At 64.3% G+C, this 18,008-nt stretch carries 15 protein-coding genes; 11 read left to right on the plus strand and 4 right to left on the minus strand.

The genetic code is table 11. The features are described from left to right. Nucleotides 1–179: 179 nt before the first annotated feature. Entirely contained in the window at nt 180–638 is a 459-nt protein-coding gene (locus tag ACXR2T_RS15160) for a DUF3817 domain-containing protein (protein ID WP_458840338.1), read from the plus strand. A gap of 55 nt (nt 639–693) precedes the next feature. Next, nucleotides 694–1,443 carry an SOS response-associated peptidase gene (locus ACXR2T_RS15165; RefSeq protein WP_458840339.1) on the plus strand — a complete coding sequence of 250 codons (750 nt, stop codon included), beginning with the start codon at nt 694–696 and terminating at the stop codon, nt 1,441–1,443. On the opposite strand, the gene ACXR2T_RS15170 is transcribed toward ACXR2T_RS15165, so the two are convergent. Then, complete coding sequence (locus ACXR2T_RS15170; RefSeq protein WP_458840341.1) at nt 1,440–1,916, minus strand: Lrp/AsnC family transcriptional regulator; 477 nt, start codon at nt 1,914–1,916, stop codon at nt 1,440–1,442. The two genes, ACXR2T_RS15165 and ACXR2T_RS15170, sit on opposite strands and share 4 nt — an antisense overlap. Before the next feature lie 80 nt (nt 1,917–1,996). Here ACXR2T_RS15170 and ACXR2T_RS15175 point away from each other — a divergent pair, with 80 nt between their 5' ends. The 6 genes from ACXR2T_RS15175 to ACXR2T_RS15200 all read left to right on the plus strand — a co-directional run bounded on the left by ACXR2T_RS15175 (nt 1,997) and on the right by ACXR2T_RS15200 (nt 9,356). Continuing rightward, a complete protein-coding gene (locus tag ACXR2T_RS15175; RefSeq protein ID WP_458840343.1) occupies nt 1,997–5,179 on the plus strand; it encodes an aminotransferase class III-fold pyridoxal phosphate-dependent enzyme in 3,183 nt (1,060 codons plus the stop codon). A 145-nt stretch (nt 5,180–5,324) separates the two neighbouring features. After that, nucleotides 5,325–5,870: a Dps family protein gene (locus ACXR2T_RS15180; protein ID WP_458816988.1), complete on the plus strand. Its 546-nt coding sequence runs from the start codon at nt 5,325–5,327 to the stop codon at nt 5,868–5,870. 53 nt (nt 5,871–5,923) lie between these two features. Then, complete coding sequence (locus ACXR2T_RS15185; RefSeq protein ID WP_489945552.1) at nt 5,924–6,670, plus strand: TetR/AcrR family transcriptional regulator; 747 nt, start codon at nt 5,924–5,926, stop codon at nt 6,668–6,670. Between the two features lie 5 nt (nt 6,671–6,675). After that, nucleotides 6,676–8,055 (plus strand): M20/M25/M40 family metallo-hydrolase, encoded by a 1,380-nt coding sequence (locus tag ACXR2T_RS15190; RefSeq protein WP_458840347.1) that lies wholly within the window; start codon nt 6,676–6,678, stop codon nt 8,053–8,055. A 108-nt stretch (nt 8,056–8,163) separates the two neighbouring features. Next, on the plus strand, nt 8,164–8,562 hold the full coding sequence (locus ACXR2T_RS15195; protein ID WP_458816994.1) for a hypothetical protein: 399 nt from the start codon (nt 8,164–8,166) through the stop codon (nt 8,560–8,562). 233 nt (nt 8,563–8,795) lie between these two features. Beyond that, nucleotides 8,796–9,356 carry a hypothetical protein gene (locus ACXR2T_RS15200; RefSeq protein WP_458816996.1) on the plus strand — a complete coding sequence of 187 codons (561 nt, stop codon included), beginning with the start codon at nt 8,796–8,798 and terminating at the stop codon, nt 9,354–9,356. Between the two features lie 69 nt (nt 9,357–9,425). On the opposite strand, the gene ACXR2T_RS15205 is transcribed toward ACXR2T_RS15200, so the two are convergent. From ACXR2T_RS15205 to ACXR2T_RS15215, 3 genes are all read right to left on the minus strand, one after another. Then, nucleotides 9,426–9,824: a TFIIB-type zinc ribbon-containing protein gene (locus tag ACXR2T_RS15205; RefSeq protein ID WP_458840349.1), complete on the minus strand. Its 399-nt coding sequence runs from the start codon at nt 9,822–9,824 to the stop codon at nt 9,426–9,428. Nucleotides 9,825–9,949: 125 nt separating this feature from the next. Then, nucleotides 9,950–11,623: an amidase gene (locus tag ACXR2T_RS15210; protein WP_458817000.1), complete on the minus strand. Its 1,674-nt coding sequence runs from the start codon at nt 11,621–11,623 to the stop codon at nt 9,950–9,952. A gap of 163 nt (nt 11,624–11,786) precedes the next feature. Then, nucleotides 11,787–12,959, minus strand: a complete 1,173-nt coding sequence (locus ACXR2T_RS15215) for an RsbRD N-terminal domain-containing protein (protein WP_458817002.1) — start codon at nt 12,957–12,959, stop codon at nt 11,787–11,789. Nucleotides 12,960–13,122: 163 nt separating this feature from the next. On the opposite strand from ACXR2T_RS15215, the gene ACXR2T_RS15220 reads away from it, so the two are divergent. The 3 genes from ACXR2T_RS15220 (at nt 13,123) to ACXR2T_RS15230 (ending at nt 17,874) form a co-directional block, all read left to right on the plus strand. After that, nucleotides 13,123–14,454 carry an MFS transporter gene (locus ACXR2T_RS15220; protein ID WP_458817004.1) on the plus strand — a complete coding sequence of 444 codons (1,332 nt, stop codon included), beginning with the start codon at nt 13,123–13,125 and terminating at the stop codon, nt 14,452–14,454. A gap of 80 nt (nt 14,455–14,534) precedes the next feature. Beyond that, the gene (locus tag ACXR2T_RS15225) at nt 14,535–16,211 is read left to right on the plus strand and encodes a thiamine pyrophosphate-dependent enzyme (protein WP_458817006.1); all 1,677 of its coding nucleotides are present in this window, start codon (nt 14,535–14,537) and stop codon (nt 16,209–16,211) included. 4 nt (nt 16,212–16,215) lie between these two features. Continuing rightward, a complete protein-coding gene (locus ACXR2T_RS15230) occupies nt 16,216–17,874 on the plus strand; it encodes an amidohydrolase (protein WP_458817008.1) in 1,659 nt (552 codons plus the stop codon). The last annotated feature ends 134 nt before the right edge of the window (nt 17,875–18,008 follow it).

Raw genomic sequence — 18,008 nt, forward strand, 5'->3', positions numbered from 1 at the left:
TACTGCACTCGGGAGGGTGTGGGAGAGTAGGTCACCGCCGGACATCTTTTAGTGGGGGTTGGTTCACAATTGTGTGAACCAGCCCCCTTTTTTTATGCCCAAAACCAGGTGCAAGAATCAGCCAAAAGGATGACGCCCAAACGGGCTAAGCCTCAGGCCGGCCGGGTAGCGTTGAGCTTATGACACCGCGCCAACTTTTTCGTACATTCGCTATCGCAGAGGTATTTACCTGGGCCGGCCTCATCACCGCCATCATTCTGCGCGGCGCGGGCGTGACAGACGCTCTCATGCCCTATGCGGGCGGTCTGCACGGCTTCGTGTTCCTCTGCTACGGGGTCTCGACGGTCTTCGTTTGGGTCAACCAGAAGTGGAGCTTTGGTCGCGGCGCACTCGGTGTCGTCCTCGCGATCGTGCCGTTCGCGACGCTCCCGTTCGAGATCAACACCGACCGCAAGGGGCTGCTCAAGGGTGGCTGGCGCCTCGCCCCCGGCGGCGACGCTCCTAGCGGCTTCGTCGAGCACCTGCAGGCGTGGATCCTGCGCCACTGGCTGCTCTCGGTTATCTTGCTCATCGCGCTGGTTACGATTGTTTTCTTCGTGTTGCTGCAGCTCGGCCCACCGCAGCTGCCCGGCCGCTAAGACCGTAGACGCCCCGCCTCCGATGCATGTCGGAGGCGGGGCGTATGCTGTCGGCATGTGTGGACGTGTGATCGTCGACTACGACGAAATGATGAGCGTTGCGGGAGACACTGCCCTCGCGGCGTGGATGACGGGAGCGCCCGCGGGCGCTCACTCCAGCTGGAACATCGCCCCCACCGGTCAGGTGCCGGTCGCTGCGATTGACCCGCGCACCGGCGAACGCCACTTCGAGACGGCCTACTGGTCGCTCGTGCCGCCGTGGGCGAAACAGCTCAGCTCGAAGTACCCCACGTTCAACGCGCGCTCCGAGACAGCCGCCTCAAAGCCTACCTTCAGGGCAGCGGTCCAGCACGCTCGGTGCGCGATCCCCGTCACCGGGTTCTATGAATGGAGCGGCCCGGCGAAAGCCCGGGTACCGCACGCGATCTTTGGGCCGAGTGGAGTGCTTGCGCTCGCTGGACTCTATAGCTGGTGGCGGGCCCCCGGGGCAGAGGAGGAGGAGCCGTGGCGGCTCACCGCCACGATCTTGACGGCGCCCGCGACGGGTCGCATGCGCGAGGTGCACGACCGAATGCCGGTGTTCTTATCGGAGGCACGCACTCCAGATTGGCTTGCGCCGGGCACGATCGGTGACCAGGCGCTTCTCGACGCTGTTGCCAGTGGGGCAGCGCCGATATCAGAGCAGCTACGCGTGCACCGGGTGCGGCCGTTGCGGGGCGACGGCCCGCAGCTCATTGATCCGGCGCCTGAACAGGGCAGTGGGCATGCGGGCAGTGACCTGCCCACGGAAGGGGGTGCGAGCTAGCGCGTGCCCCAGCCAAAGCGGTGCGTGCGAATAGAAAAGTACGGAAACGACTCGATGCGTGCGACGCCATCTATGGCGCGCACGTCACGATTAATCACTCGAAACAGGGCGTCTTGGTCTTCAGCGATCACCTCGACCATCATGTCGAACTGGCCGGCCGTAAAGACGACGTAGATGACGCCGGGCAGCTCGCTGACGGCGTCTGCGACGAGCTCGACGTCGCCCTGTACGACGATGCCGAGCATGGCCATGCTGCGGTATCCGAGGCGTAGCGGGTCAGTGACGCCCACGACCTGCACCACTCCCTGTTCTTCGAGGCGCATCACGCGCTTGCGCACACCGCCCGGAGTGAGGCCAGCGAGCCCGGCAAGCTCGGCATAGCTTAAGCGGCCGTCTTCTTGTAGGGCACTGATGAGGGCGCGGTCGACGTCGTCGAGGTCGACCGCAGGGGAGTCGTTGGCGTCTTGAAGCATGCGTATATAGTAACGAAACGTCACTACATTTCTTGGAAATGTAATGTACCGTAACCAGTGAAATTGACTGGGAGGCAAGCATGACCGAGCACCGTAACCCGTGGCTTCTGGCCCGACCGCAGATTGACGCCCCAACCGCTGAACGCGTGGCGGCCGGGCAGTTCGCCCTTGAAGGCGACGCCGTCGAGCTGGGCAGCCAGCAAGACCGCAACTACCGGGTGACGGGGGCAGCGCGCAGCATGCTGCTCAAGTTCGACCACCCCGATGCGCCGTATGTAGGCCGTACGCTCCAGCGGCTCATCATCGACGCGCTCACCCGTGCCGGCGTGCCGACCCCCGCACTCCTCGACCCAGCCGAAGCGAGCGAAACCGGCACAGGTGCCGGCAGCGACACCGACGCAGCCGACCTCACCGCTACAACCGCCGACGGGCAGACGGTCGCCGTGCGCGGCTTCGCGTGGGTTGACGGCACTGCGCTCGAGGCCGAACCCGTCACCTCGGGGGCCCGCGCCGAGCAACTCGGCGAGCTCGCGGGCCGCACCGTCGTCGCACTCGCAGCGCCCGCCGCGGGCACTCCAGAACGGGCGGCACGAGCAGGTCTGAGCAGTGCCGTCGCGCCATCAACGACCGCACCCGCCGCAGAAACCCTCAGTGAGACGGCGCAAGCGCTCGCGCAGGTCGCAGGCCCGCGCCAGTGGGAGCTCGGCAACGCTCTCGCAGTCACCGAAGCGCTCGCGCACTACCTGCCGCTGGCGCAGCGCGAAGCCTGCCTCGACGCGGCACGCACAGCTGACGCGGTGGTGCGCACGCTCGCGCACGCGCTGCCCACGCAGGTGATTCACGGTGACTTGACCACTGACAACGTGATGCTTGACGCCGACGGAAAGCTGTGGGTCATCGACCTGGGCGACGCAGGCATTTCGTGGCGCATCGCAGAGCTTGCTGTCGCCGCCGCCGACGTGCTCGGCCGCACCGGCAGCATCGCGCGCGCGGCTCGCACGGTGCGCGGCTTTGCGCGCGTGCTGCGCGCCGCTGGCACCCCGCTCACCGAAACAGAGTGCGCGGCGATCTGGCCGCTCATCACGCTGCGCGGCGCAACCCTCGCAGTGGGCGGATGGAGTCAGCTCGACATCGATCCCGGCAACGACTACGCCCGCGAACGGATGGAGCACGAGTGGCGCGTGTTTGCGCGCGCCACCGAGGTCACGCCAGATCTGGCCGAGGCCCAGCTGCGGGTCGCAGCGGGCTTTGCGCACCGGCCCGGCGCACGCTACGAGCCGCTTGTTTCGGGCACGGTCCACACGATCGACCTGGGGATCGAGAGTGAGCTGTTCGACCGCGGCGCCTGGCTCGAGCCGGGGGTAGAAGACCGCCTCGCCGCCGATGTTCTCGCAGCGAGGGTTCTCGCAGCGCAGCCGCTCGCGGACGCGGGCTCGGCAAACCCCGTCGCAGTCGTGGCGCGGTTTGGCGAGACCAGGCTTGCCCGTGTGCCCGAGCGGGTGAGCGAAACCGGGGCGCCGCGTGCGCGCTGCGTGGAGCTCTGGACGCAGCCCGGCACCGAGCTGCACGCGCCTTTTGGCGGCACCCTCACAGTGATCAGCGCTCACGCTACAGGAACAGGAACAGGAACCGGCCCCGACGCTGGCGCGGGAGCAGCTGCTGCGCACACGCACGAGCACGAGCTCGAGCAGGGTTTCGAGCTTGAAGACGCGGGGGTCGTGCTGCGAGTCATGGGCGCCGGGCTCACGCTGCTGCCAAGCGTCGCGGGGGAAGTAACCGTCACGCAGGGCACGGCGCTGGCCGTGACGGGCGAGGCCTCGATCCGGATCTCGCGTCGAGTCGCGGGGCACGAAGCCGGGGGCGCGTTCGCGCCGTTTGATGGTGAGTACGAGACCGATGGCGCACTCGACCCCAGCCCGCTCATCGGGCTGGGCGTCTGGGCAGCGGCTGACGCAGAGCTGGAACGACAGCGTGAGCAGGCGCGCCGCAACGACGCGATGGGTGGGGCAGCCGAGCGATTCTATGCCGACCCGCCGCGTATCGAGCGCGGATGGCGCAGCCTGCTCGTCGAGACGCGGGGGCGCGCGTACCTCGACATGGTCAATAACGTGACCGCGATCGGGCACTCGAACCCGCAGCTCGCCGACCGGGTCGCGCGGCAACTGCTGCTGTTGAACACGAACTCGCGGTTCTTGTACCGGGCCTACGCCGACTTCACCGAGCGGCTGCTCGCGCAGGTGCACGACCCGGCGCTTGACGTGGTGATTCCGGTGAACAGCGGTTCAGAAGCGCTCGACCTGGCGATCAAGATGGCGCGAGTCGCGACGGGGCGCGACGGGATCGTCGCCGCTCGCGAGGGGTATCACGGGTGGACGATGGCGTCAGACGCGGTGAGCACGTCGGCGTTCGACAACCCGCACGCCGCCGAGTCGCGGCCCGATTGGGTGCACATTTGCGAAGCGCCCAACGCCTACCGCGGCCCGCATCGCGGCGCAGACGCAGGGCCCGCCTACGTCGCAGACCTCGAAGCGCAGCTGGCGCAGCTCGCGGCCGCCGGTACTCCCGCCGCAGGGTTCGTGTGCGAGCCGGTGCTGGGCAACGCGGGCGGCGTGATTCCGCCCGCAGGGTACCTCGAGGGCGCCTACGCGGCGATTCGCGCACACGGCGGCCTCGCGATCGCCGACGAGGTGCAGGTGGGCTACGGCAGGCTCGGGCACGCGTTCTTTGGTCACGAGATGCAGGGCGCCCGGCCCGACATCATCGCCGTCGCGAAGGCGGCGGGCAACGCGTACCCCGTGGGCGCCGTGATCACGAGCCGCCGCGTCGTCGACGCGCTCGCCCGCGAGGGCATGTTCTTCTCATCAGCAGGTGGGGCCCCCGCGAGCGCCGTCGCGGCGACCGCCGTGATCGACGAGATCGAACGGCAGGGGCTGCAGCAAAACGCGCTCGAAGTGGGCGAATACCTGCAGGCGCAGCTCGGTGAGCTTGCCGAGCGGCACGAGCTCATTGGCGCGGTGCACGGCACCGGCCTGTACCAGGGCATCGAGCTCGTACGCGACCGCTTGACACTCGAACCGGCGCGCAACGCGACCGCGTGGGTGTGCGAACAGATGTTGCACGAGGGCGTTATTGTGCAGCCCGCGAGCGAGCGCCAGAACGTGCTCAAGGTGAAACCGCCGATGACGCTGTCGAAGGCTGAGGCGAGTGACTTTGTCGCCGCCCTCGACCGGGTGCTCGCACGGGTGCCCGCCGAGCTGCGGTAGGGCGGGGGTGGATGGGGGGGGGGGGGCTGTCTCTGGGCCTGGCCGGGGCCGCTGCTATCACTTGATTACTCGGCCCGAAAGGCCTTGGAAACCCAGCGCGTGAGTGGCATCGTGGTGCGCGAAAGGGCATTTAAAGGAGACCGAAATGACTACACAGATTCCTAACACCATCATCACGCCGAACCCGCGCGGAGACTCGGGAACATCGCTGCAGCAGTCTGAGCGCGGGTTCGTCGCACCCGAATCCCTGCACGAGTCGCTGCAGCGCGTACTCGTTGACATGATCGCCCTGCACAACATCGGTAAACAAGCCCACTGGAACATCGTTGGCCCAAACTTTCGTGACCTGCACTTGAACCTCGACGAGATGGTGGCGGTCGCACGCGATGGCGCAGACGCGGTCGCGGAGCGCATGCGCGCACTGCACGCGACGCCAGATGGCAGGCTCAGCGTCGTAGCAGCGCAGACCACGCTGGGCGAGTTTCCGGCCGGTGAAGTGATGACACAAGACGCGATTCGAGAGATCGTCGCCGACATTGAAAGCTGCGTGGGCACGATGCGTGACGTGCACGACGGTGTCGATGCTGCAGACCCAGCGTCGGCCGACCTGCTGCATGAATACATCATGAGGCTCGAACAGCAGGCATGGTTCATCGGGGCCGAGCTGCGCAAGCCCAGCCCACGCGAGTAGCGCCACTACCGCTGACAGCGGGCATGACGCACGCCGCAACGGGGATACACTGGGTGAAGCAGCGTCGCGACCAGTTTCGTGGCGCACGGTTCTCAGAACCGGTGAACAGGCGAAGCGGAGGCGGTATGGCAGACGGCAGCAAGCGGGTGCGGCTCGATCAACGTTTGATCGTCGACGGGGTGCTCGAACTCTCACGCACAGACCCCACGAGCCGCATCACGTTCAAACGCCTGGGCGAGGCACTCGGCGTCGACGCGACCGCCATGTACCGGCACTTTCGCAACAAAGACGAGCTCACGAGAGCGGCCCTCGATCGGCTGATCGGCGCCGCGGCAGAGGCCGGGCGCGAGGCCTCGGGCAGCTGGCGTGAGCGGCTCGAGGCGTACCTCTCAAAACTCGCCGAGCTCAGCCTCGCGCACCCGTCGATCGCGAGCGAGGGCGCGGTCATCGACGCGGCCGGCCCGGGTGACATCGCGGCCGACGAGCTGATCCTCGAACTGCTCGCAGAAGGCGGTCTCGCGGGCGAGCAGCTGATTCGCTCCTACGCCGCCATCTCTGGCTTCTCGCTTTCGCAGGGTGCCGCGCTCGCGCAAGAGTCTATGTCGAACGTCGCGGCGGCCCGCGACGGCTCGATTCCATGGATCAGCAGCTACGGCACCGCCCACCTCGCCGACTACCCCCACGTACACGCGCACCGCGACGAACTGCTCGCGCTCAGCGGCATGGACGTGTACCGCGCTGGAATCGCTGCGATTCTCGACGCGACCGAGCGCGCAGCCGAGCCCGCGCCCAGGGGGTGACGGGCGTGACAGGGGCGACGGGCGTGACGGGCGACACCGGCGTGACAGTGCCGGATCAGCGCGACGCCGGGCTGGGCGACACGGTGGCGCTGTTGCAAGCCATGATTCGTGAGGCCTGTGTCAACGACGGCAGCGTCGAGTCAGGGCAAGAAGTGCGCAACGTGAACGTGCTGCAGCGGTTTCTCGCAGATGCCGTCGCCACGGGGCGGCTTGAAGCGCACGTGTTTGAAGCGGCGCCGGGGCGGTCGTCGCTGATCGCCCGCGTGCGCGGCACAGACCCTGAAGCCCCCGCGCTTGGGCTCCTCGGACACATCGATGTCGTGCCGGTGAACCCCGACGGGTGGAGCCGCAACCCGTTTGGTGGAGAGCTCGTCGATGGCGAGGTGTGGGGCCGCGGCGCAGTAGACATGCTGTACCTCACCGCCGCGTTTGCGTGTGTGGTGCGCGACGTTGCCCTCGGAGGCACACCGCCGCGCGGCGATCTCGTGCTCATGGCCGTCGCTGACGAAGAGGCGGGCAGCGAGCACGGCATTCACTGGTTGATGCGCGAGCACCCAGACGCGGTGCGGGTGACCGAGGCCATCTCGGAGTCGGGCGGCATGCGCATGGGGCGCCATGTAGCCATCGAGGTTGCAGAGAAAGGGTCGGCGGGCCGCAAACTTGTGGTGCACGGTAAACCCGGGCACGCGTCGATTCCGTACGGTGCGGCCGGTGCCGCCACACGCATGGGCGAGGTGTTGCAGCGTCTTGGCTCGGTGACGCCGATCGCGCAGCTCGGACCGCTGTGGGAGGCATTCGTTGCAGCGCGTATCGATGACCCGGCGGTGGCCGAACGCATGCTCGACCCGGTGCGGCTCGACGGTGTGCTGCCGCGGCTCGGAGGTATTGCGGGGTACGCGCACGCCGTTTCGCGCATCACCATCTCACCAACGATTCTGCGCTCGGGTCACGTGCACAACGTGATCCCGTCGCGCGGTGAACTCGACCTCGATATTCGTACGCTACCGGGCACCACCGACGACGAGGTCGACGACCTGTTGCGGGCGATGCTCGGTGACCTTGCGAGTGTCGTCGAGATCGAGCACCTGAAAGGCTGGCCTGCCACCGCCTCACCCGCAAATACGGGGCTGTTTCAGGCGATTGAGCAGGCCATCACCGAGGTGAGCGGCGAGCCCGTCGTGCCGATTATGGCGGCGGGCGGGTCAGACAACCGCGTGCTGCGCGACCACGGGATCCCCGCATACGGGTTTGGGTTACTCGGCCCCGAGTGGAGCTACGAGAAGTACCGCGAGGGCATGCACGGCAACAACGAGCGCATCGATCTCGGGTCGATCGACCTCACCCTCGCCGCGCTGCGCCGCATCGTGGCCGCCCGCGTGCTGTAGTCAGGCGCGCTGCGAAGCTGCGCACCCCTCGAATATCGTGGCGAAGTGGTGTCTTTTGCGTGTTGTTCGTGTAGAGTTTTTTGTAGCACAGGGAGGATCGACACGCACATGTCTAGCATTATGAAACGATCAACCACCGCTGCCTCGGCCGCCTATAAGCAGGCTCTGGCCCTCAGCGACCAGGAGGTAACACGACGTTTGATTGATGCGCTCGGCGGCACCTTGGTGTCGGTGCTGGCCGGAGCCAAAGACACGAAGGCAGCGCACAAGTGGGCACGGGAAGACGGTGCGAAGCCGCGTGATGAAGCCGCAAAGCGATTGCGATTTGCGTACGATCAGTGGAACCGTCTCAGCGAGGCCGAGGGTGAACACGTAGCCAGGGTTTGGTTTATTGGCGCGAACCCGTGGCTCGAGTACGACACTCCTATTCAGGCGATTCGAGAAGGACAATACAGGCAAGTTGGGGCCGCAGTGCAAGCGCTTCTTGACGACAGCTACAGTGGCTGATGCAAGCCCCACCAGTAAAGATCTGCGCAGCAACGGGGCTTGGCCTGGTGGCAAGCCCCGCCGTGGCGTATCGAATTTCTAAGCGCGCATATGATCCCCTAACGCCAAAAGCGCGAACCGCTTCCGAGGACCGGGACCATTGGGGTCGGTATGACACGGTGGGGCGCACTATCTATGCTGCAGACAGCGCTGTAACTGCACACATGGAGATATTGTCTCCGTACAGGACCCGGTTGAACAGCAATATTCGGGCGCTTCAAAAGACCGCCGATGATGTAGGCATATCGCTTGAATTGCTGTGGAATGACGTCAGGGACGAGTGGCATCTGGCGGGGAACATGAATGCACTGTGGCTTCCACAAGGGTGGCGAGAAGAGCGAATCTTGCACACCATTTCATTTCCCGAAGGTTGGTGGATTGACGTAACTGCGACTGAGACCCTGGTTGCCATCCGTGATGAATTCGCGGAGGGATTTCCTGACATGCAACAAGAAATCGCTAGTCGGCTGACGATGTCAGATGTGACAGGCGACGATCGCTTGCTTACCACGACACTGGCGAGCATGCTCCGCGACCGTGTCGAACTCGATGATGGAACACTGCCCCTCGGAATCAGGTTTATCTCGAAACACGGTAGTCCCTCGGGGCAAAGCGGCCATTGCTGGGCTTACTGGGCCCGTAAACAACCGGGTGCGAAGTCAAGCGATGTCAAGGTTGTTGCGTCTAACGAGATACCGGTCACCGATAAATCATTGGTTGCCGCTGCTAAGTTCTGCAAGATCAATATCAGGTAATTGAACGCTGCGCCGCATCGTGGCCGCCCGCGTGCTGTAACCGTCGAACGTTCGAGAAGCGCTGCCGAATCAGTCGAAGAGTTCGCCGAGAAAATCGAACGGCTTCTTCTTCTTGCGTGCACCGTAACGCGGGTCGTAGCTGTCGCGTCGGTCGGAGTACCGGGGGTCGTGGCGGTCATCACGCCGATCGTTTCGTCGGTCATCGTACCGGTCGTCGCGCCAGTCTTGGCGCTGCGAACTGGGCGCTGTGGGCGCGGGCGAGGCGGCGGGGGCCGCTGGCGTTGCCGCAGGAAACGCTTGGGGTGGCGCCGGGCTGGCCAGCGCCTCAGCCTCGAGCTGTGCACGCTCCAGGATCTTGTCGAGTTCACCTCGGTCAAGCCATACACCGCGACACTGCGGGCAATAGTCGATCTCAATGCCCTGTCGTTCGCTCATGAGCAGGGTCGTTCCGTCACTGGGACAATTCATGGTTTCACTGTAGAGGTGGGTCGGTTGTGCGGCCCCTGAAAGAGCAGGGGTTCGCGGCAAACTCGAAGCTGTAGGCCTCGCGCGAGACCTAGCTTGCGAAGCTCTGGCATAATCTTCAGCGATGTCTAATGGGCGTCGAGAGCTGGCGGTCTACGCAGACTGCCGCTACCGCCCGATTCAAACTCTGTGGCGTAACCGAGAAGTGCGACGTCAGAATATGCAGGCCCTGCGAAGGTGAGCCCCACTGGCATACCGATGTCTTCCATGATTCCCATGGCAACTGTCACTGTGGGCAGTCCGAGGTGACGCAGTGCATAGTTACCGTGCGAGAAGAGCGTGCCGTTTGTCCAAGCGGCATCGGCTGCAGTGGTGGATACGTCGGCGTCTGACGGGCCGACGTCGGCATTTGCGGGAAACACGATGGCGTCAAAACCATGGGTGGCTAGCCAAGAATCCACGAGTGACTCGCGAAGCTCAATGATCGCGCGTAAGCCTTGTGCAAATCTGGGGTGTGAGCGAGGATCGGCGATGCCGGTGCGGGCCTGGTCGACGATCCCCTTGAAACGATCCGCGTGATCTCCGACACGCTCATAGCGGTCAGGCAATGCTCCGGCCGGGGTCGGGTAGATCATCGCCGAGTTGACTTCACCGAGTAGCCCATGCGCTGGGTCGCCGTTGGCGCGTAGAAAATCATCCCAGCCAAACGCGAGAAATTGGTTGAACTCAATATCTGACCAGTCTTTTGGGAGGTTGCCTAAAGCGCCCAAGAACTTCTTGCCGGGAGAGCTGCCTTCATATGCAGTAATCAAAGGGAAATCGGTGACGATCACTTCGGCCCCCAGCTGTTCGAGTCGTTCTCGGGCATGTTGCCAAAGCGAGAGAACGGAGCCCCGAACGGCAATCGGATACTTGGGGTCCAACCCCAGGTACATCGAAGGCACCGCGAGCTTTGCGCCTCTGAGCGATGTGAGTTCGCGCAAATGGGTATATGACGCTGGTCGATGGTGGCTGGGCAGAGGTAGCTCGACAACGCTTTGGCTACGCCAGAAATCGCCTCGAGTGAGGGAGTCGTCTTTTACAAGTACATCGAGTAGCCGCAACATATCGGGCATAGATCGCGTGTGCGGCACGACAACGTCGCGCGCAGGGAACAACGGCCAGTTGCCGCGAATCGAGAGTATGCCCCACGAGGGTGTGTAGGCGCAGAGGGCGTTGTTGGAAGCAGGGCTACGGCCCGATGAGACGGTCTCCTCTCCCATTCCAAACATGGCAAAGTTTGCGGCAGTCGAAACCCCTGAACCGTTGGAAGAACCGGAAGCGTATGCGGCAGCCAAGTAATCGCGATTGTAAGGGCTTTCAGCTCGCCCATAGAGACCCCTCTGCATGCCGCCGTCGGCCATCGGCGGCATATTTGTCTTGCCGATCAGTACTGCGCCTGCGAGGCGCAACTGCTCGATCGAGAAGGCGTCCCACTGCGCGATGAGGTCTTTGAACGCTGGCGAGCCCGCAGCGACAGTCAGGCCCTTTGCCATGTAGGAGTCCTTGACCGTGAACGGGACACCCTCGAGTTCACGGGCAGTTCCATCGCGCCACCTGCAGTCTGATTCGGCAGCTTCGGTGTGCGCATTTGGGTTCAGTACGACGATTGAGTTGAGGCCGCCAGGGCCCCGGTCGTGCTCGCTGATACGGGCAAAGTACTGGTCTAGAATTTCCGAGCACGTGACTGTGCCTGCAGCGTATGCCGAGAGCAGGCCGTCGATGCTTGCCTCGAATAAATTGAAAGCCTCTGTGTCGTGCATCCAAGACTCCATTTCACATGCGCTGAGGTCAAGACCGCACCGGTTACGGTGAGCCGAGTACCAGTGTTGCAGGGGTGAAGCACCGAGAGTAGACGCGATTGGCGTGGCTTTCAGTCATCCAAGAGGGCATTTGCAACATTATTGGATTGGCGAGCATTCACTACTAAGCCCACCCTACGACGAGGCGCGCAGCCTGCTCGGGAACGGTCGGATCAACGCCAGTGAGTTCGGCAAAGCGACGGAGCCGGTTTGTGAGCGTGTTTCTATGGCAGTAGAGTTCGGCGGCTGAGTCTCCGACACTGCCCGTCGCTAGGTAGCTGCGTACGGACTCTTCTAGTCGGCTTCGTTCGGCTGATCCGGTGCTTTCGAGTGCTCGGTTCACATCGGTGAGAATGCCGTGACCAGAGGCCGCGAGCTGCTGTGCAGCGAGCCGAGCCCAGCCACGTTCCCAGGTCATGGCGCCGTGCTCGTGAGGAGAAAGAAGGTACGCGAGGTCGCGGGCATCGGTGCCCACCTGTCGAAGCTCATTGAAGCCCTCTTCTGCTACCGCGATGCCGACGCGCATGTCATACAGGCGGGATCGCAGGTCATCGAGTCGGGAGCCTGGCAAGCGTCTGCTTCGAGTGAAGGCGACCAATGCATCCCCGAGATGGTGTGTGTGCACCACGGCTCCTGCTCTGGTGCATTCCGCGACGAACACTCTGAGCGCAGGCACGTCGTCCTCAGTGGCCGCTATCACGATGAGTGGCTCGTTGGCGACAAATCCAAGTTCTTTGGCTATGAAGGCTAATCGGTCTGTAGGGGGTGGCGGGCCCTGAAACAGTGATGCGATGAGACCTTGGCGTACTGAGCTAGCTTCGTCATTCATGCGCTGCCGTTCGGCGGCATAGGCTTGTTGGGTTTGGCCTGCGTAATCATCTACTGTCTGGAGCACAATGCCGGTGTGGCGAATCACGAGCTCTGCGTCGGCCTTCTGTGCAATCTGCGTTAAGCCCTCCCAGAGTACTGAGAAATCGAGTCTGATTGCCGTCATGAGGGATGTGAGTGGAATGCCAGCACGGGCGCGAGAGACGCCAACATCACTGGCCACCGCTACGGGAGCAGTGAACCCGCCGTCTTTCAAACCGTGAATGAGGGCTTCGAATGACAGCCGGCCTGTACGGCGTACCTCAGCAGCAGGAACAGGGAGTGGCGCATAATCGGGCACCGTGCTCAATCGCGAGACAAAGGTCTCGGTAAGGGTTTCGGCGTCGAGTTGGTCTAAGAGTTCATGCCACCGTGGAGTGTCACCGGTCTCGGGGACGCCACGTAAAGTTGCATCTTCGTTGTTGCGCATCCAATCAGCATATGTGCAAGTGCACTGTATTTGTGGGGATACTGGCGAGCTTTGTTGTATAAAACCGGGCGCATTCCCTGGCAAGCTCATACATGTGCCGTTGCTCATCATCGATCGAGGCGGTCGCAGCGGAACTTAGGCCATCCCTCAACGGAGAGAGTTTATGAGTGAGATAACACACACCACATCGATTGAATATGACGCAACGCAAGAGCTCACCATTAAAGATGCAAACAAAGTAGCGCTCGGAGCGCTCATTGGTACCGCGCTCGAATGGTATGACTTCTTCCTGTTTAGCGCTGCCGCGGCACTCGTCTTCAACGTGCAGTACTTCACGAGCGAAGATGCCAACGCTGCAGCGCTCGCCTCCTTCGCGACGTTCGGCGTAGGCCTCGCCGCACGCCCCATTGGTGGCATTATCTTCGGGCGCATGGGGGACCGGATCGGCCGCCGCAAAGTCTTGATGATCACGATCGTCGGCATAGGCATCATCACTGGCCTCATCGGCTTGCTGCCGACGTTTGCCGCGATCGGCATCGCAGCTCCTATCTTGCTGGTGCTGCTGCGCGTGGCGCAGGGACTCTTCGTCGGCGGTGAGTGGTCGGGCGCCATGACGATCGTGGTCGAGAACGCCCCGCTGCATTTGCGCGCTCGCTACGCGGCAATTCCGCAGATCGGCTCGCCCATCGGCACGATCCTCTCCTCGGGCGGCTTCTTCGTTATGACGCTCCTGTTCTCGCAGCAGAACTTCGATGCGTGGGGCTGGCGTATCCCGTTCCTGCTCGCTTTTCCGCTGCTGCTCGTCGCCGTCTACATTCGAAGCAAGCTCGAAGAGTCGCCCGTGTTCCGCCAACTCGAAGAGTCGGGCGAACTCGTCAAGAGCCCCGTGCTCACCACGTTCCGTGAGAGCTGGAAACAGATCATCATCGGCATGGCCGCCGCACTGCTCGGCGTAGGCGGTTTCTACCTCGTCACCGCGTTCTGCGTCTGGTACGGCGTCAACCAGCTGGGATACAGCTCGTCGCTGATGCTGCTGGGCAGCATGATCGCGGCGGCCGTCGAGATCCCCGTGCTGATCTGGGGTGGGCGTCTCGGCTCCAAGTACGGTTCTAGCCGCGTGATCCTGTGGGGCGGTATCGTCTCGGCAATCGTCGCGGTGCCCGCATTTATGCTGTTGTCGTCGGGTAACCCTGTGCTCGTGGTGATCGCCATGACGCTCGCAGTGGCAGCCCTGTCGCTACCCTATGCAGCCTCGGGCACCGTGCTCACCGGCCTCTTTCCTGCGAAGACGCGCTACACCGGCGTGGGCATGGCGCAGAACGTCGCGGGCATGCTGTCGGGCTTCATTCCGTTGCTCGCCACGGGCTTCGTCGCTTCGGCTGCCGGGCACTGGTGGCCCGCCGCTGCCATGCTGGTCTTCCTGTCGTTGTTTACCGCCGTCGCAGGTTCGATTGCGCCGCGCCTCAGCGTGAAGCTTCCTGGCTTCAAGCACTAGGTACCCACCTGGTCCGGTCGGGTACTCACCCGGCCGGGTCTGTAGTCCCACCCGATACCCGTTGAAAGAACGAGGAGTTCATGTCTCAGTCAGCAGGCCACCTGATCGTACGCGCACTGGAAGCGCGCGGCGTGGAACGTGTGTATGCCGTTCCCGGAGAGAGCTACCTCGACGTGCTCGACGGGCTCCATGATTCGGGAATTGAGACGGTCGTGTGCCGCCACGAGGGTGGGGCCGGGTTCATGGCGCTCGCCGAGGGACGGCTCACGGGCCGCCCCGGTGTAGCCATGGTCACCCGCGGGCCGGGTGCCGCAAACGCCATGGTCGCAATCCACACGGCTTGGCAGGACGCGACTGCGCTCGTGCTGTTCGTCGGGCTTGTGCCCGTCAACGACCGCGAACGCGACGCATTCCAGGAGTTCAGTCTCACAGGCTGGTTCGGGTCGACGGCCAAGCGAGTTCTGACGATCGATGATCCGGATCGTGCCGGGGAGCTCACTGATGAGGCGTTCCGGAGCGCGGCCAGCGGTCGCCCCGGCCCCGTCGTCGTGGGCCTTCCTGAGGACTTACTCATGCGGCAGACCGACGCGCCGACACCCACGCCCGTGGCTGCCCCGCGACCCGTGCCCGCCGTCACCGATGTCGCCGAACTCTGCGCGCGCCTGGCCCGTGCCGAGCGCCCCGCATTCGTGGTCGGTGGTGACGGCTGGGAGCAGGGTCACGGGCGTGCCTTCGCAACATTCGCCGCTGAGGCGGGAGTGCCCGTGTTCTGCGATTGGCGAGCCTATGATGCGGTGCCCCACGATGCCACGAGTTACGCGGGCTGGCTCGGGTACGGCCGCGCCGACGCCGTGGCTGCGGGCTACGGCGAGGCCGACCTGCTGGTGTTCGTGGGCTGCACGCGTGCCGACGTGCTGAGCGACGGGTACACGAAGGGCTTCGACGCCGACACGGTGCTGGTGATCCAGGACCCGAACGCTGCGACGCACTCAGGCCGTATCGACCAGCACGTGCTCGCCACCCCCGCAACGCTGACAGAGGCGCTCATCGCGCAGGGACCGGCGGCGGCTCGCGGGAGCCGCTCCGACGCCTGGATGCACGACCGAACTCAGATTCAGCAGCGGTTTGCGGCGCACCGCCCCGACGCCTCCGTACCCGGGGTGGCCGGCGCCTCGGGGATCCCGGACGGCGTCTCGAACCCCGGTGTTGACCTCGGCGTTGCATTCGGGGAGCTCGACGAGCGGTTGGCCGGTGAAGCGATTCTCACCTTCGGCGCGGGTAACGCCACGATCTGGGCGCACCGGTTCGTGCGCCACAACACCCCCGCAAGTCTCGTGGGGGCTCGCAACGGAGCCATGGGGCTTGCCGTTCCTGCAGCCGTTGCTGCGTCGCTGATCTCACCCGATCGCAAGTCCGTCGCCGTGTGCGGCGACGGGGACTTCCTCATGAATGGTCAGGAACTCGCGACCGCATTTGCGCACGGCGCTGCGCCCCTCGTGATCGTGGTCGATAACGGCGTCTACGGCACGATCGTGCAGCACCAGGAACGTCACTACCCGGGCCGCCCCTCGGGCACCAAAATGGTGAACCCCAACTTTGCAGACTGGATGCGCTCTTTCGGGGGGCACGGCGAACACGTCACCCACACGGCAGACTTTGCGCCCGCCCTCGAGCGCGCGCTCCAAGCAGAGGGGCCCGCACTCATTCACGTCGTCATCGATTCGTCGGTGATGCCTCCCGCTTCAAGCGAGGTGTAAACCCATGGCCCTGCAACTAGACCTCATTGTTTCTGCGCGTGAGATTGTCACCCTCGACCCAGCGCGCCCCACGGCCACCCGAGTGGGCGTCATGAACGGCCGCATCGTCGGCTTCGACGAGGAGCTCGAAGGGTTTTCCGCGATCCGGAACGAAGATTTCGCCACCGCCACCGTCACTCCCGGGCTCATCGATGCGCACTGCCACACCTCGTGGTGGGGGCTCGGACTCACCGCGGTGGACCTGAGCGTCGTGCGCGGGCTCGAAGCACTCTATGAGGCGATCGCCGAAGAGGTGGCGCGGCTCGATGCCAGTGGCGACTCGGGTGCATGGGTGCACGGGACAGGTTTTAACCAGGCACACCATGACGGCCAGTTTCCCAGCATTGAACGGCTGGACGAGCTGACGGGGTCCCGGCCGTTGTACCTGCGCCACACCTCGGGGCACGCCGCCATCACCAACTCGGCCACGCTGCGACTCGTGGGCGCCTTCGACGACGGCTTTACGAACCCGACGGGCGGCGTCGTCGTGCGCGACGCAGGCGGCGAACCGACTGGGCTCATCGAGGAGTCGGCGCAGGGGCTCGTGCAGAGCCTGCTGCTGCCGTACGCGACCGAGCACCTCATTGACGCGCTCGACGCCGCCACCTCGCGCTACGCTACACAGGGCATCACTAGTTTCACAGAGGCCGGCGTCGCTGGAGGGTGGATCGGACACAGCCCCATCGAGGTCGCCGCGTACCAGTCCGCCGCCGAACGGGGGCGACTGCACGCCCGCGCGCAGCTCATGCCCACGCTCGATGCATTGCATCCGATCACGGCGAACGCCGCAGATTTTTACGGTGCTGGATCTGGAACGGGGATTGATCTGGGCATTCGATTTGGGTTTGGCACCGACCAGGTGCGGTTTGGTCACGTCAAAGTGTTCATGGACGGTTCGCTCCTCGGAGCGACCGCCGCTGTGACCGAGGATTTCTGCGGCCACCACAACCACGGCAACCGGGGCTATCTGCTCGACGATCCCAAGATTTACCGTGAACGCGTGCTCGGGGCATACCGGGCGGGGTGGCCACTTGCTCTCCACGCAATCGGTGATGCCGCCATCGACCTCGCGCTCGACCTGATCGACGAGGCACAGACCAGCTATGGACGGTATGGCTTGCCCTGTCGCATTGAACACTTTGGCATTGCCCGGCCCGACCAGCTCGTGCGGGCAGGGTCTCTCGGCATCGCTGTGACACCGCAGGCCGGGTTCATCAACGCCTTTGGGCAGCAGATGGCCGAGCAGGTCGGGCCAGAGCGCGCCGACTGGCTGTACCGCGGCCGGTCCATCATCGACGCTGGCATCGTGCTGGCAGGCTCCTCCGACCTGCCGGTCGCCGACAACAACCTGCGCCGTGGCATGCAGTCGGCTGTCGACCGTGTGACGGAAGCGGGTACTCTGCTGGGTGCAGGCGAGGGCATCAGTCGGGAAGAGGCGCTGCGCACACACACGGAGTGGGCAGCCACCGCCACCGGCCAGATCGCCGACAAGGGCACGCTCGAGCGGGGCAAGTTTGCCGACTTCACGGTGTTCTCGGGTTCCCCCCTCGAAGCCGAGAACATCGCTGCCCTCGACATCGTCGCCACCGTCGTGGGCGGACAGCTGAGCTATGACGCGCGATAACGTGAAAAATGCGCGACTAATTCCGTTTATGGCGGTCTAAGAAACGGAATTTGTCGCGCATATTCGTGACGACACTATGCAACACCTTGGAACGGCCGGGCAGCTGGCCACGGCACACCGAAACACCATCGAAA

The organism is Leucobacter faecis, from assembly GCF_054456635.2.